Origin of the sequence: Fodinicurvata sediminis DSM 21159 (assembly GCF_000420625.1) — a bacterium.
GTDB classification, from domain to species: Bacteria; Pseudomonadota; Alphaproteobacteria; order Kiloniellales; family DSM-21159; genus Fodinicurvata; species Fodinicurvata sediminis.
Genome location: NZ_ATVH01000011.1, coordinates 639,771 through 654,519 on the forward strand (window position 1 = coordinate 639,771; position 14,749 = coordinate 654,519).

Annotated in this window: 13 protein-coding genes; 4 read left to right on the top strand and 9 right to left on the bottom strand. The window is 57.5% G+C overall.

Annotated features, from left to right (window positions below; all coding sequences use genetic code 11):
* Nucleotides 1-179 precede the first annotated feature (179 nt).
* The 8 genes from G502_RS0104420 to G502_RS0104455 all read right to left on the bottom strand — a co-directional run bounded on the left by G502_RS0104420 (nt 180) and on the right by G502_RS0104455 (nt 10,217).
* The gene (locus G502_RS0104420; protein ID WP_022727452.1) at nt 180-2,279 is read right to left on the bottom strand and encodes a sodium-translocating pyrophosphatase; all 2,100 of its coding nucleotides are present in this window, start codon (nt 2,277-2,279) and stop codon (nt 180-182) included.
* A 193-nt stretch (nt 2,280-2,472) separates the two neighbouring features.
* A complete protein-coding gene (locus G502_RS21320) occupies nt 2,473-5,187 on the bottom strand; it encodes a methyl-accepting chemotaxis protein (protein WP_022727453.1) in 2,715 nt (904 codons plus the stop codon).
* A 129-nt stretch (nt 5,188-5,316) separates the two neighbouring features.
* The gene (locus G502_RS0104430) at nt 5,317-5,766 is read right to left on the bottom strand and encodes a flagellar basal body-associated FliL family protein (RefSeq protein ID WP_022727454.1); all 450 of its coding nucleotides are present in this window, start codon (nt 5,764-5,766) and stop codon (nt 5,317-5,319) included.
* Nucleotides 5,767-5,862: 96 nt separating this feature from the next.
* Entirely contained in the window at nt 5,863-6,642 is a 780-nt protein-coding gene (locus G502_RS0104435) for an SDR family oxidoreductase (protein WP_022727455.1), read from the bottom strand.
* The gene (locus G502_RS18640; RefSeq protein WP_022727456.1) at nt 6,639-7,373 is read right to left on the bottom strand and encodes a P-loop NTPase family protein; all 735 of its coding nucleotides are present in this window, start codon (nt 7,371-7,373) and stop codon (nt 6,639-6,641) included. Before G502_RS18640 ends, G502_RS0104435 begins: the two co-directional genes overlap by 4 nt.
* Nucleotides 7,370-8,461: an AI-2E family transporter gene (locus G502_RS0104445; protein WP_022727457.1), complete on the bottom strand. Its 1,092-nt coding sequence runs from the start codon at nt 8,459-8,461 to the stop codon at nt 7,370-7,372. The genes G502_RS18640 and G502_RS0104445 overlap by 4 nt, the downstream gene beginning before the upstream one ends.
* A complete protein-coding gene (locus G502_RS0104450; protein ID WP_022727458.1) occupies nt 8,458-9,027 on the bottom strand; it encodes a CDP-alcohol phosphatidyltransferase family protein in 570 nt (189 codons plus the stop codon). The genes G502_RS0104445 and G502_RS0104450 overlap by 4 nt, the downstream gene beginning before the upstream one ends.
* A gap of 14 nt (nt 9,028-9,041) precedes the next feature.
* A complete protein-coding gene (locus G502_RS0104455; RefSeq protein WP_022727459.1) occupies nt 9,042-10,217 on the bottom strand; it encodes a DUF2066 domain-containing protein in 1,176 nt (391 codons plus the stop codon).
* 107 nt (nt 10,218-10,324) lie between these two features.
* On the opposite strand from G502_RS0104455, the gene purM reads away from it, so the two are divergent.
* From purM to G502_RS21900, 3 genes are all read left to right on the top strand, one after another.
* On the top strand, nt 10,325-11,362 hold the full coding sequence (gene purM, locus G502_RS0104460; protein ID WP_022727460.1) for a phosphoribosylformylglycinamidine cyclo-ligase: 1,038 nt from the start codon (nt 10,325-10,327) through the stop codon (nt 11,360-11,362).
* A gap of 4 nt (nt 11,363-11,366) precedes the next feature.
* Nucleotides 11,367-12,038 carry a phosphoribosylglycinamide formyltransferase gene (purN, locus tag G502_RS0104465; protein WP_022727461.1) on the top strand — a complete coding sequence of 224 codons (672 nt, stop codon included), beginning with the start codon at nt 11,367-11,369 and terminating at the stop codon, nt 12,036-12,038.
* Between the two features lie 85 nt (nt 12,039-12,123).
* Nucleotides 12,124-12,246, top strand: coding sequence for an aa3-type cytochrome c oxidase subunit IV (locus G502_RS21900; protein ID WP_022727462.1), 123 nt, complete (start codon nt 12,124-12,126; stop codon nt 12,244-12,246).
* Nucleotides 12,247-12,297: 51 nt separating this feature from the next.
* Here G502_RS21900 and ndk read toward each other — a convergent pair whose 3' ends face one another.
* A complete protein-coding gene (ndk, locus tag G502_RS0104475) occupies nt 12,298-12,720 on the bottom strand; it encodes a nucleoside-diphosphate kinase (protein ID WP_022727463.1) in 423 nt (140 codons plus the stop codon).
* A gap of 133 nt (nt 12,721-12,853) precedes the next feature.
* On the opposite strand from ndk, the gene G502_RS0104480 reads away from it, so the two are divergent.
* On the top strand, nt 12,854-14,740 hold the full coding sequence (locus G502_RS0104480) for an ABC-F family ATP-binding cassette domain-containing protein (RefSeq protein ID WP_022727464.1): 1,887 nt from the start codon (nt 12,854-12,856) through the stop codon (nt 14,738-14,740).
* The last annotated feature ends 9 nt before the right edge of the window (nt 14,741-14,749 follow it).

Consider the following 14,749-nt stretch of genomic DNA (forward strand, 5'->3'; position numbering starts at 1 on the left):
GGTCGCCCTCACGCAGTTGCGCTTCACTTCACTCGTCGTGACCTACTCATGGCGGGACTTTCACCCGCAGGAGTGCGCCCATGCCGGGCGCACCGTAAAAGGGAGCCGGGGATCAGCCCCGGCTCCCTTTTCTTGTGCCGACCGGTCGCTTCCGGCCTTCTCACTTCCGCTCTGTTGCTTCAGGCAGCCAGCACGGCCAACAAGAGCAATGCCACGACGTTGGTGATCTTGATCATCGGGTTGACGGCCGGTCCGGCCGTATCCTTGTAGGGATCACCGACCGTATCACCCGTGACGGCGGCTTTGTGCGCTTCAGAGCCCTTGCCGCCATGATTGCCGTCTTCGATATACTTCTTAGCATTGTCCCAGGCTCCTCCGCCGGCGGTCATGGAAATCGCCACGAAAAGGCCGGTGACGATCACGCCCATGAGCATTGCACCGACAGAGGACAGAGCCGCCGATTTGCCGGCTATAGCGTACATCACCAGGTAAAGAACGATCGGCGAAAGTACCGGCAGCATCGAAGGCACCACCATCTCCTTGATGGCCGCCTTGGTCAGCATGTCGACGCAGCGTCCATATTCCGGCTTTCCGCTGCCGTCCATGATACCCTTTACCTCACGGAACTGACGCCGCACTTCTTCCACCACAGCCGCACCTGCGCGGCCCACAGCCATCATGCCCATGGATCCAAAGAGGAAAGGCAGAAGGCCACCGATAAACAGGCCGATCACCACCCATGGATTTGACAGTGAGAAATTCACGTCGACGCCGGCGAAGAAGGGATAGTCAGCGGAATTGGCTGCGAAATAGCTGAGATCCTCGGTATAGGCGGTGAACAGGACCAGAGCCCCCAGACCTGCCGACCCGATGGCATAGCCCTTCGTCACGGCCTTGGTGGTATTTCCGACAGCATCCAGGGCATCTGTGGTATTGCGTACCTCTTCTTCCAGGTCCGCCATTTCGGCAATGCCACCGGCATTGTCCGTAACGGGCCCATAAGCGTCCAGGGCAACCACCATGCCCGCCAATGCCAGCATCGTGGTTACCGCGATGGCGATCCCGAACAGGCCGGCCAGAAGGTAGGTACAGACGATGCCGGCAACGATGATCAGGGCCGGAATGGCCGTTGCCTCCATTGAGACGGCCAGCCCCTGGATTACATTGGTCGCATGCCCCGTTTCAGAGGCCTTCGCAATGGAACGTACCGGGCGGTATTCCGTACCGGTGTAGTACTCCGTAACCCAGATGATCAGCCCCGTGACCACCAGACCAACGATGCCGCAGAGATAAAGCGCCCAGCCACTGAAACTGCGTCCTGCGACCTCGAAGCCCTCGCCAAGACCGATGACCCAGGCTGTCACCGGTAACAGCAGAACCAGGGATATGACCGCGCTGGCCAGGAAGCCCTTGTAAAGTGCGCCCATGATATTATTGCTACTGCCCAACTTGACGAAGAATGTCCCGATGACAGAGGCAATGATGCAGGTTGCACCTATGGCGAGGGGATAGACGAACATGCCTGAATCTGCGCCGAAATAGATTGAGGCCAGGACCATGGTCGCCACGACCGTGACAGCATAGGTCTCGAACAGGTCCGCCGCCATACCGGCACAGTCACCGACATTGTCGCCAACATTGTCGGCGATGACGGCAGGGTTGCGTGGATCATCTTCCGGAATACCGGCCTCGACCTTACCGACGAGATCGGCGCCCACGTCAGCCCCCTTGGTAAAAATCCCGCCTCCAAGGCGTGCAAAGATTGAAATCAGGGATGCACCGAAGCCAAGGGCAACCAGACCATCGATCAGGCCGCGCCCTTCAGCACCGAGCCAAAGCAGGATCACGTAATAGCCGGCAACCGCCAGCAGAGCCAAACCCGCTACCAGCATGCCAGTGACGGCGCCCGACTTGAATGAAATCTCAAGACCGCGCGCAAGACTGTGCCGGGCGGCTTCCGTCGTCCGAACGTTGGCGCGAACGGAAACGTGCATTCCGATATAACCGGCTGCGGCCGAAAGTATGGCGCCAATTAGGAAGCCAATTCCGACCTCCAAGGACAGAAGCAACGAGATAATGACGAAGATCACCACACCGACAATACCGATCGTTCGATACTGACGGTTCAGATACGCACTCGCCCCTTCCTGAATTGCCGAGGCAATCTCCTGCATCCGTGCGCTCCCGGCACTGGCCGACAGAACGGAGCGGGATGCCCATACCCCATACAGAACACCAACAAGACCACATAGCAAAACAAAGGCCAGAACAAATGTCATGGCATACCCCCCTCATCCCTGTTTCTAAACCTGCTGCTACCTTCAGCAGATGCCGGAATATCCAACTTTATCTGGTTGCATTTAAACGATGACAGAATCCTGAACGAGGTGCAACTGGTCTGCCGAAAGCAAAAAAGGCGCGGCCAAGCCGCGCCTTTTTAAGATTACTTGGTCAGATTAAGCCTTAAAAACATTAACCTGAACGTACTTTTTCAACAAAGCTGTCAACTTCACCTCTCAGGGTATCAGCCTGCCTGGAAAGTTCTGCAGCAGCAGTCAGAACCTGATTGGCAGCGGCCCCTGTCTGTTGGGCATCCGCACTGACCTCTTCGATGTTCTGATTGACCTTCTGAGTTCCATCGGAAACACGGTTCATGGTACTGGCGATCTCGTCAGTTGCCGCCCCTTGCTCCTCGACGGCAGCAGAAATGGACGTCGAGATCTCGTTCATTTCGGAAATCACGCTCGATATCCCCTGGATCATGGAAACCGTGTCCTCGGTGGCGTTCTGGATACCCGAGATCTGCTGGGAAATCTCCTCGGTGGCCTTGGCGGTCTGGTTGGCCAGGTTCTTCACTTCACTTGCCACCACGGCAAAGCCCTTGCCGGCCTCGCCAGCCCGCGCCGCCTCGATGGTGGCGTTCAGCGCCAGCAGGTTCGTCTGCTCGGCAATGTCCTGGATCAGCTTCACCACATCGCCAATCTTCTGGGCAGCTTCTGACAAGCCGGCCACCTGGGTATTACTGGCCTCTGCACTCTCGGATGCCTTGGACGAAATCTCGTTCGAGCGCGCAACCTGTCGTCCAATCTCGGCGATGGACCCTGCCAGTTCCTGAGCCGCGGATGCAGCTGTCTGCACATCTGAAGAGGCCTCCTGGGAAGCCGAGGCAACCGTTTGGACTCGGTCACCCGTCTGCTTGGCGTTGTCGCTCATGGAGCCTGCCGTGCCCTCCATTTCCTTGGCGGAGCTGGATACGGACTCAACCACGGACTTGACGCTGCTTTCGAACGACCCGGCCAATTCCACCATTTCTTCCCGGCGGCGTTTGGCCTGCTCGGCACGCTCCTCTTCCCGTCTTTTACGTTCTTCGGCAGCTTCAGCAAGATTGTCTCGGAAAACCGACAGAGCATTCGCCATATCGGCAATCTCGTCTCTTCCACCAGCGGGAACATCGGCTGTCAGGTCACCCTCCGATATCTCCTTCATGGAATGTGACAGGCGACTGATACGATCGACAAGATTGCGCCCCACGTAAAGCCAGGCAATCAGAACCGAAATGACGACACTGGCGACAGCGATCCCAGCCAGCCACAGTTTGCTCGTTTCAATGGCGTTCTGAACGGATGCTGTTCCCGCCTCAAGGCCCGATTCGACTTCGGTGATGACGGTGCTAACACCATCTCGCAAGCCAGCCACCGCGCTATCGACCTCATTGGCAGCGGTGGTGGCAAGGAAACGGGCCTTGCTCTGCTCCCTGCGCTCGGCAAAGAGACTTTCATCTCCCTGCCCCAGGGAGGCCAATGCCGCGAATGCTTGTGGAAGTTCCGTATCTTCGTAATCGGCCAGAGCCTCATCCGCTCTTTCCCTGGATGCTCCAAAGGCCTCTTCCAGATTATCCACATCCTGAGTGTTTCCTGCTGCGGACACGCGGGTCAAGACCCCAAGCATTAGGTTCGATTCCGCCTCGACCCGCATCAGGCTGAAGAGGGCTCCCACATCGTTCTCAATCAGTTCGGACAACGCATTGGTATTGTTGTTGGTTGCCTCGTCTGCGCCATCCAGAATCTGGCTGTAGACCTTGGAGACAACCGGCCCCATCTCACCAAGAAATGTGCTGTTGAGGCTGACCACTTCATCAAGACGTGCCTGCAGGGTGCGGGTGTAACGCGAACGAGAATAGGCCGGTGCTTCAAGCAACTCCTTCTGCGCCTGGAATACGCTTTCGTCACTGCTTCCAAGGGCTGCATATTTATCCACAGCTTCCGCCAGGGCTTCATTTTCAAGCTGATCGTTGAGGCTGCGAACCTTACTGTCAAAACTGGCCAGTCGGGTGATGAAGTTCATCTCCATCTCCGCCAAAACCGATTCTTCCTCTACGTTCGGCACTTGGGACAATACTGACGTGAGATGACTGGCATCGATCAATGCATCGAGCGCGTTGCGCAGCAGGCCCACCTGGCGGCGTACGAGAGAGCGGATCGTATCTCCTGCCGCCAAGGTCGTCTCCTGCACAGCCGTCTTGAAGCTCAACTGCACGGAATCGAGCGTGTCACGGATCTGCTTCAATAGCACTTCGTGCCTTTTAGCAGCTTCCTCCTCCATGCGACTGATTTCCCGGCCACGAGACAATGCCTGGCTGACCCGGTCGTCGAGGCTGTTCATGGCCGTGGCCAGGGTATCCACTTCTTGGCTGAGCTGCTCGAGTGACTCGCCACGAACTCCATAGCCCTCGAGCTCCTCCATGCGCGAGCGGATAGCCTCGACGCGCTGATCAATCTGTTGGGTCAACTCCTTCCGGGCAGTCTCATTTGAAGTGCGGGCCAGCAGCGGTGCATCCGAGGCCAGCTGCAAAGCATCCCCCCGAAGCCTGAGGGAAGCATTCATGGCCGGAACATCGCGCTCGGTCGCGCTGCCATAGGCTTGTTCAACATTGGTATAGGAATACCAGGCCACACCGCTGGCCAGCAGGGTCAAAGCAACGACCCCACCAAAGGCACAGTAAAGACGGGGGCGTATCCCGATCCGCATCAGACCAGAAAAGCGGCGCGCCTTTCCGCCGGCATCTGCGCCCTCGTCGAAGGCTTCATCGTTCTGCTCCTGAGCAGAAACATCCTCCGCAGCGAATTCATGCACCTCGGATTGGGACGCCTTGACAGGACGCCCCTTGCTGAAGGGCCAGAGCTTCATGACTTATTCCAACCGTTGTTCCACACAAGAAAGAAACCTCTCTCTTGTGTCGCACCAAAGTATTGAAGTCCGGTTAATAACGCTGACTTCCCGGAGGAAGGCCATGAACCCCAAGGAAAGTACGTGAAATCAATCCACTACCCCCGTCCCCAAGGGACGGCGAGAGATATCCTTGATCAATACATCACGCAATTCCCCCTCACCGAAACTATCTTCTAGGGAGATTTGCAATCTCTTCTTGAGAAAAGGCAACTCGTTGCTCTCTTCTCGTATTTGGCGATAAGCCATCAAGCCATGCAACTGTGCAAGCATGGCATCGACCAGTCGAGGCATTTTCTCCTCGGCCTCCTCCAGGCTCGATGGCCCAGCCAGCTCCAGCTCCACCCGCAGCTGGATTTGCTCAACGGCAACCCCTTCCTCGATGACAGGCACAACCAACGGTGGAACTTGAAGATATTCGGACATGACCGGCTCGGGTTGCGCGCTATCCTTTTGCCCAGGCAGGCCGAACTGCCAGTAGCCAACCACACCAGCAGCCAGCAAGAGCAGAAACAGAAAAATCAGGATAACGCGCTTCAAACCGAATCCAGTCCAGGGTCGCTCCCGCACGCCAGCAGCAGCAAATGGCTAATGCTCAAACGATCCAATTCTGCGCTGGCAAGATTAACGGAGGCTTTACAGAGTACCCGGATAGGAGCCTCCATCCAGAACAAGATTTTGCCCCGTAATATACCCTGCACGGACCGAGCAGAAGAAAGCACAAGCTTCACCAAACTCCTCGGGGTTGCCAAAGCGTCCTGTCGGGTTGGATTTCATGCGCGCTTCACGCACCTCCTCGACGGATTTGCCGCTTTTCTTGGCGGCGGTCTCGAAGTTCGAACGCAATCTATCTGTCTCGAACGGCCCCGGCAGGAGGTTGTTGATCGTCACATTGCGATGTGCAACCTGGCGCGCCAAGCCGGCAACAAAACCTGTCAGCCCTGCCCGCGCGCCATTGGAAAGGCCGAGGGTCTGAATGGGCGCCTTAACAGCAGCCGAGGTAATGTTGACAATGCGTCCGAAGCCATTGTCCATCATGGGATCTATGGTTGCCTTGATCATCTCGATGGGCGCCAGCATGTTGGCGTCCAGCGCTGCGATCCAGTCGTCACGGGACCAGTCACGAAAGTCGCCCGGAGGCGGCCCGCCGGCATTGTTGACCAGGATGTCCGGCTTTGCGCAGGCATTGAGCGCTTTTTGCCGGCCCTCTACGGTCGTGATGTCGCAAGCGACAGTCTGCACGTCCACACCATGATTTTTGCGCAAAGCCGCTGCCGTCGCTTCAAGGGGCTCTGAATTGCGGGCAACAATTGTCAAAGACACACCTTCTGCCGCCAGCGCTTCTGCACAGGCTCGCCCCAATCCACGACTGGCCGCACAGACAAGCGCCCTGCGTCCTGAAATACCTAGATTCATCTTTCTGTCTCCTCTGTTCGTTCAAATTCCATATGGGGTTCAGCTGCGGCTTGCTCCTGCAGCTCCTGGTCATGCAACACCGCACGCGCCAGAGGAAGGCGAACCTCGCGTCGTTCCTCGAGCGCGCGCGCGTCCATCTCGGAAACGATCCGGCTGGCAGCAGCATAGGATCGCTCCATGCGCATGATCAGAAAATCGATGACCCCTTTTCCTGGCAAGAGTTGGCGGTCGGAAAAGAGTTTGACCAGAAGGGCTTGCATGAGGGCATCGTCCGGCAAGGCCAATTCAACCGGAACAGCTGTTGCCAGGCGAGAGCGCAAATCCGGCATTTCGAGCGGCCAACGCATGGGCAGGCTGCGCCCCACCAGCAGCAGGTGGCCGCCTTGCTGATTGAGGCGGTTATAGATGTGGAACAGATTCTCTTCGCCCACTGAGTCCCCGGCCAGCCGGTCGGCCTCGTCAATCAGGCAATGCTGGGTATTGTCGGGCAGGGCCGACAAGGGTCGCATAAGGTCTTTGCCCTGCAATGCAAGTGCACGGCTGCGTGCACGCCAGACATGGGCCAGGTGGGTCTTGCCGCTGCCTGCAGGGCCCGCCAGGGCCAGACTTGGAGCCGGCCATTCCGGCCAGCGATCTATCCATTCCACAGCCGCCCGGTTTCCCGCCGACACCAGGAAGTCTTCACGCCCCAGGGCCGGGCGGGGCTCTATTTCCAGTGTCAGCTGTTTCATGATCTGTCCTCTATGGACTCGGCACTGTCCTGCGGCAACTTCCGATAAAGCGAACTGTCTAGATAGCGTTTCAGGCCATGGCGCGCGAGCACACCAATGACAGCGGCAACCGGCAAGGCCAACATGACACCTGTGAAACCGAACAAGGCCCCACCGGCCAGAAAGGCGAAAATCGCCAAAACCGGATGCAGGCCAACACGATCACCGACAAGCATGGGCGTCAGGAAATTGCCTTCCGCCACCTGACCAATTCCGTAAACTGCTGCCACAATGAATACCGGAAGCAGACTATCGAATTGCAACAGCGCCAGACCCACTGAGAGAACAAATCCGGTCAAGGCCCCTACAAAAGGGATGAATGACAGGAACCCCGATATCATTCCCACCACAAGGCCGCTCTGCAAACCGACCAGCGACAGTGAAACCGAGTAGAATGTCGCAAGGATAACGCAGACCATCAGTACGCCGCGAACCCAGGCCGCCAGGATATCGTCCGCTTCTCCGGCAAGCTGACGTATGGTCGGTGCTTGCCTGCGCGGCAACCAGCTGTCGATACGCTGGACGAGCTTGTCCCAGTCCCGCAGCAGAAAGAATGAGACAACCGGTGTCAGGAACAGCAGGCTAAGCAGATTGATCAAGGCCATGCCACCGGACCAGATCCCGCTGAGTGTGGACCAGAGCACTTCCGTCAATTGACCGGACGATTCGCTGCTTGCCTGACGTGCACGCTGGATCATGTCCTCCCAGAAGGAGCCGTCCAGGCGTTCGCCTATAACCTTGACCATTTCCTGAAGGCTAGAGAGGTACTGGGGGATACGTGCAATGAAGTCCGAAAGCTGAATTACGGCTGTCGGGACAATCAAGCCCAGCAACAGAAGCACCAGCAGCGAAAAGCCTATGGCAACAATGGTGGTTGCAAGCGTGCGCGAACAGCCCCGCTCTTCCAGGCGGTCGCAAAAGGGATCCAGGAAATAGGCAATGGCCATTCCAGCCACGAACGGCAGCAGAATGGTACTGAGATAGTAGATTAGGACAACAGTGAGAAGAAGGGCGCCGCCCCAGAACAACAAGGCCTTCTGATTTCTCACCACAAATCCTCCTGCCCCATGGCCTTGCGCCCCCAGATCACGAGATAGGCGCCACCAGAAACGAAGCTTGTAAGCGCAACCAACGCTACCAGGGCATTCTCAACGATATAACCTGTTTCCAGTGACAATCCCAGCTTGGCCATAATCAGCGCAACCAGAAGTATCTGGGCCACGGTATTGAGCTTGCTTACAAACAAGGGCTGCACCTTCAGATCATGCGTCAGGTGATGATACAACAAGGCCCCGCCCATGATCAGGACATCACGTGAAAGCACCAGGATAACAAGCCAGGTCGCAACCTGCTCCTGAAAGCCAAGCGTAACATAGATCGCGACCAGCAAGACCTTGTCCGCCAGAGGGTCCAGATAAGCACCCAGGCGGGTCATCAATCGCCAGCGCCTGGCTATGAAACCGTCTAGGGCATCGGACGCCCCGGCTGCAACAAACAGCCAGAAAGCCGGAGCATAGGCTTCCTCAAGCATGAGTAAGACAATGACCGGGACTGCAAAAAGCCGGATCAGCGAAATGAGATTGGGCAGCCAGACAAGCCGTTCACGCCAGTCCAATGCCAACCCCTGCTTCACTCAGCGTCAAAGGAAACGCTCTCGTTGGCAGCCCCTCGGTTGTTGACGATCCGCCATTGCGGCTGCTGAAAACGGCGCATCGCCTCACCCCTCGTTGGAGCGGGCTCCTCGCCTTCGATCTGCTGTCCGTTTTTGGGTTCCAGTCTCAGGTTCTCGCGTGCCAGGGCCTGTGAAAGCTGTTCCGTACCACCGAAAAAGACGACGCGGATGACACCCTGACTGCGGGAAATGCGCTCTACATCATATTCCAGAACCGCAGAAGTCGACCCCAGGCTACGCTGCACACGTGCCCAGTCTTCGAGGCTGTTCACGGGGACTTCAGCCAACAGCGATTCCTGCTCGTCAAACCTGAGAATGTTCTCTTCCTTCCAGATATCATTCATGGCAGACGATATCTGTTCAGCCGCACGACCAAGCGCCTGTTGCAGCCCCTCACCATCGCGCCGGGAAACGGACTCCACGGGAACATTTCGCGCATTCCCGTTTTCGTACCACTGTGCATTCAATTGAATCAGCGAGCCGCTTTCCCTTGCTACGGCAACAAGCACACCATCCGTTCCATTTGCCTGGGCAATCCTATCCAGGGCCTCACGATCGCCGGAACGTGCATCCTGTGCCGAAATCATTGACATGGCCGAGGCATCTCCAAGCGGCACACTGAAGGGAACAAGCCCTCGCCCCCTATGATCCGCCCAAGCCTGTAGCCATGGATTGTCGTCACGCCAAAGCGTCACATCCTGTCCACGCTCGAAGACAGGAAGCACGACGACCGCTTCACTCCGCTGCTCGGCGAAAGGCACCCGCTTCTCGCGAAGCAATTGCCGGACAGCCTGGGGACGAAAACTAACCGTCAGACTGGCAATGTATCGACTGCTTGTTGTCCTCTCGTCGGAAACCCTCAGGTCCTCGACAAGGCTCGATACTTCGGAAGCACCAAGCGAGGGCACCTGATTGCGCGCGGAGCTGGGAACCAATCGGTCCATGAGCCGCGAAAGCGCACGGCTTTCCCCCAACGCGATGGCCGCTTCGCGGGCCTCAACGGCATTTGACGCTTCCACGTCAACATCTATGCCACTGACCCTGTAGAGATCATTGGCTTTGGGCTGACCGACAAGCGCAATCCCCATGAAAAGGACAGCACTCAGAGCGACTGTTAGAGAGCGAAACGACATTGCATGGCCCTTTGGAATGCTTATGCTCGCCCCGTCCGTTGATGACCGTCGGGACATGAAGCAAGTCATACTTCAAGACGGCGTCCGATACAAATGCGGGGACAGGAATGACAGGGCATAGTTACAAGGCCGCCGGAGTGGATATTGACGCGGGCAAGAGGCTGGTGGATTCCATCAAGCCGCTTGCGGACAAAACGTCCAGGCCCGGCGCACTTGGCGGCCTTGGTGGCTTTGGCGCGGTCTTTGACCTGAAAGCCGCGGGCTTCACAGACCCCTTGCTGGTTTCCACAACAGATGGTGTCGGAACAAAGCTGAAAGTGGCAATTGCCGCAGGCAAACACGACACAATCGGCATCGACCTGGTCGCCATGTGTGTCAACGATCTGGTGGTACAGGGTGCCGAACCACTCTTCTTTCTGGACTATTACGCAACCGGCCATCTTGAGCCTGAAACAGGCCGGCAGATTGTTGCCGGAATTGCTGAGGGGTGCCATCAGGCAGGCTGCGCCCTGGTCGGGGGCGAAACGGCGGAAATGCCGGGTATGTATGCCGAGGGCGATTATGATCTCGCAGGGTTTTGCGTGGGAGGCGTGGAGCGATCCGGATTGATTACCGGGGACACCGTTCAGGACGGCGACCTTTTGCTGGGCCTCTCGTCCAGCGGGTTCCACTCGAATGGTTTTTCACTCGTCCGCAAAATTGTTTCCGACCTGGGGCTCAATTACGCTGACGCGGCACCGTTTGACACAGACAGGACACTCGCGGAAGCGCTCCTGTCCCCGACCCGGATCTATGTCCAGAGCTGTCTGGCCGCACTGTCCACCGGTGGCGTCAAGGCAATGGCTCATATCACAGGTGGTGGCCTGGTTGAGAACCTGCCACGGGTCATGCCGGCCGGGCTAGCAGCCAGAATAGATACCGCGTCCTGGAAACGGCCCGCGGAGTTCGACTGGATTGCTCGGACGGGTCAGGTCGAGACAACGGACCTCTATCGGACCTTTAACTGCGGTATTGGTATGGTCTTGCTGGCTGATGCTGGCTTGGCCGACGTTGTGGCTGAAGTGGCCCGCCAGAAGGGGGAAGAGGTGACCACACTTGGTTACGTCGTTCCACGAGGGGACGGCCCGGCCGTGGTGCTGGACTGACGCAATGGCGAGCGCCCTCAGAGAGCCCCTGCGTGTTGCCGTTATGGTATCCGGGCGCGGCAGCAATTTGCAGGCCTTGCTGAATTCGGCGGACGCACCCGACTCCCCTGCCTCGATAGGGCTTGTGGTCTCGAATGTTCCCAACGTGCAGGCTCTGGAGCGCGCCAAGGTCGCCGGCATCAGGACCGAAGTTGTTCCTCACCGCGATTTCGACAGCCGCGAAGCCTTTGAGCGGGAAATGTCTGATGTTCTCGAAAGCGCATCACCGGATATAATTTGCCAGGCAGGTTTCATGCGTATCCTGACACCCTGGTTCATCGAACGTTGGAACGGACGGCTGATCAACATCCACCCCTCACTGCTGCCAGCCTTTCCGGGCCTCAAGACCCATGAGCGTGCCTTGGAGGCAGGTGTTCGGGTGCATGGCTGCACCGTTCATATGGTGCGGTCCGAAGTGGATAGCGGTCCCATCATCGGGCAGGCCGCCGTTCCGGTATTGCCCAATGACGATCCGGACAGCCTGGCAGAACGCGTGCTGCAGGCAGAACACAGGCTTTATCCGACTTGCCTGAAGCTGATTGCAGAGGGAAAGGTCCAAATTGGCTCAGACTCTGTATTCCTGGCCACCGATCTTTGCGATGAACGCCAGGTTCTGCTCAATCCGGCCGCAGTTTAGCTTGTATGGATCTGTGTTTTTTCCTAGATAGTCGCGCAGAACCAAGCAGCCATCAGCGCCAAACCACTGTGTCAGGGGGAAGAAGATGAACGAAGACCGCATGCTGCAGGATCACAAGTCGACTTATTCAGGTTTCCTTAAATTTGCCACTATTGGATCTTCCATCGTGGCCATCGTGCTGATCCTGATGGGACTCTTGCTGGTATGACACAAAAAAGGCGGGATCTATATCCCGCCTTTTTGCTGCTGCCTGGGCAGCTTAACCGACAATTTCCTCGTCCTTGAAGAAGAAGGAAATTTCCTGCTTGGCCGTCTCCGGGGAGTCGGAGCCATGAACTGAATTTGCTTCGATATTCTCGGCAAAGTCGGCGCGAATGGTCCCCTCTGCCGCTTCGGCCGGGTTGGTTGCGCCCATGACTTCCCGGTTTTTTGCGATCGCATCGTCACCTTCCAGAACCTGGACAACGACAGAACCAGAAGTCATGAAGGAAACGAGGTCATTGAAGAAGGGGCGTTCCTTGTGCACAGCATAGAAACCCTCGGCCTGATCCTTGCTCAACTTGATGCGCTTTTGCGCGACCACACGCAGGCCCGCCGATTCCAGGCGGTCGATGATCTTTCCGGTGATGTTGCGCTGGGTTGCATCAGGCTTGATGATTGAAAGAGTGCGTTCCTTGGCCATGATCGTGTAAATCTCCTGCTGGCGTGAATGTCGCGCGCCTTATACTGGCCCAAAGCGGCAACCACAACCTCGCCGGCTCTGCCTTTTTGGAAAGGCTGCCGTTCCTGACAGCAAGTTACAAACAGTCTGAAACATGCTCCAAATCAGCAATCTCGAGTATCACGTCGAAGGGCGCGCGCTCTTTGCGAAAGCCTCCGTCACGCTGTCCGAAAAGTGGCGCGTTGGAATCGTTGGACGAAACGGCACGGGCAAGACCACGCTGTTCCGCCTGATCGACGGCAGCCTGTCTCCCGACCGGGGCGAGATCGCGCTGGCCGGTCAAAGGCGAATTGGACAGGTCTCGCAGGAAGCTCCGGGTGGGGAAACGAGCCTGATCGACACGGTTCTGCAGGCGGACCGGGAACGAACGGCTCTCATGAATGAGGCCGAAAGTGCAACCGATCCCATGCGCATTGCTGAAATTCACGAACGCCTGACCACAATCCGGGCTGACAGTGCCCCAGCGCGCGCGAGCCGGATCCTGGCAGGTCTTGGCTTTGACGAAGAAGCCCAGAATCGGCCCTGCTCCAGTTACTCAGGCGGCTGGAGGATGCGTGTGGCCTTGGCGGCACTGCTTTTTTCCGAACCTGAGTTGCTATTGCTTGATGAGCCCACCAACCACCTGGACCTGGAAGCAACGCTCTGGCTCGAGAACTACCTGGCCAACTATCCGGGCACACTCTTGCTGATCAGCCATGACCGCCAGCTCCTCAACAACATTCCCGATCATATCCTTCATCTGGAAGGTGGAAAACTCACACTCTACAATGGCAATTATGACACCTTCGCGCGCACACGGCAGGAGAGGCTTGAGCATGAAGCCGCCTATAATGCGAAGGTCATCGCCCAGCGCAAACACATCCAAGCCTTCGTGGACCGCTTCAGGGCCAAGGCCAACAAGGCCAAGCAGGCCCAATCCCGTCTCAAGATGCTGGAGCGGCTCCAGACCGTCACCACGATCGTGGACGATCACAAGGTTTCCCTGAACTTTCCTCGGCCGGAATCTCTTGCTCCGCCCATCATCACGCTCGAGCAGACCGAGGTCGGCTATCCTCCGAATCCGCCTGTCCTGCGCAATCTCAACCTGCGTGTGGATATGGATGATCGCATTGCCTTGCTTGGGGCGAACGGCAACGGAAAATCAACCCTGGCCAAACTGCTGGCCGGGCGCCTTGCCCCGGTGGCTGGAAACAAGCACAACTCGGGCAAGCTGCGCGTGGGCTACTTTGCCCAGGATCAAAGCGAGGAACTGGACTACAACGCCACGCCCATCGAGAACCTTAGGCGCCTGATGCCGGAGGCCAAGCCCCAGGCCATCAGGAACCATCTGGGGCGCTTTGGCTTCTCTGGTCACCATGCGGAAACACCTGTTGAGAAACTGAGTGGGGGTGAGAAGGCACGCCTGCTCTTTGCCCTGATAAGCCGAGAGAATCCGCATCTGCTAATCCTGGACGAACCGACGAACCACCTGGACATCGACGCACGTGATGCCTTGATGGAAGCGCTCAATGACTTCGAAGGCGCAATCATCCTGGTCAGCCATGACGCCTATCTGGTGGAAACGGTCGCCGAACGGCTGTGGCTGGTTCAGAACGGCTCTGTTCAAAGTTATCAGGGTGATATGGAGGAATACCGACAACTCCTGCTGGAGCAACGGCGTGAGGAGCGACGCCGCTCACAGGAGGAAAAGGTCCGCGCCCCCACAGGTCCCTCACGCAAGGAACAACGCAGGGAAGCTGCGCAGAACCGGGCTGCACTGGCAGAGCTTCGCAAATCCGCCAAGGCCATGGAGCGCAAACTGGCCAAGCTGTCAGAGCAGAAACAGAAGCTGGAAAACGAAATGGCGGATCCGGCGCTCTACACAAACGATCCGGAACGCGCCACTCTGTTGCAAAGACAGCATTCGGAACTGGAGCGGGAAATTTCCCGCCTGGAGGAAGATTGGCTGAAGGCACAGGAAAGCCTGGAGGCGGCCGGCTAAAACAGCCCA

Coding starts and splice junctions, on each gene's coding strand:
- G502_RS0104420 (WP_022727452.1), bottom strand. CDS start 2,279: ATGACATTTGTTCTGGCCTTTGTTTTGCTATGTGGTCTTGTTGGTGTT.
- G502_RS21320 (WP_022727453.1), bottom strand. CDS start 5,187: ATGAAGCTCTGGCCCTTCAGCAAGGGGCGTCCTGTCAAGGCGTCCCAA.
- G502_RS0104435 (WP_022727455.1), bottom strand. CDS start 6,642: ATGAATCTAGGTATTTCAGGACGCAGGGCGCTTGTCTGTGCGGCCAGT.
- G502_RS18640 (WP_022727456.1), bottom strand. CDS start 7,373: ATGAAACAGCTGACACTGGAAATAGAGCCCCGCCCGGCCCTGGGGCGT.
- G502_RS0104455 (WP_022727459.1), bottom strand. CDS start 10,217: ATGTCGTTTCGCTCTCTAACAGTCGCTCTGAGTGCTGTCCTTTTCATG.
- purM (WP_022727460.1), top strand. CDS start 10,325: ATGACAGGGCATAGTTACAAGGCCGCCGGAGTGGATATTGACGCGGGC.
- purN (WP_022727461.1), top strand. CDS start 11,367: ATGGCGAGCGCCCTCAGAGAGCCCCTGCGTGTTGCCGTTATGGTATCC.
- G502_RS21900 (WP_022727462.1), top strand. CDS start 12,124: ATGAACGAAGACCGCATGCTGCAGGATCACAAGTCGACTTATTCAGGT.
- ndk (WP_022727463.1), bottom strand. CDS start 12,720: ATGGCCAAGGAACGCACTCTTTCAATCATCAAGCCTGATGCAACCCAG.
- G502_RS0104480 (WP_022727464.1), top strand. CDS start 12,854: ATGCTCCAAATCAGCAATCTCGAGTATCACGTCGAAGGGCGCGCGCTC.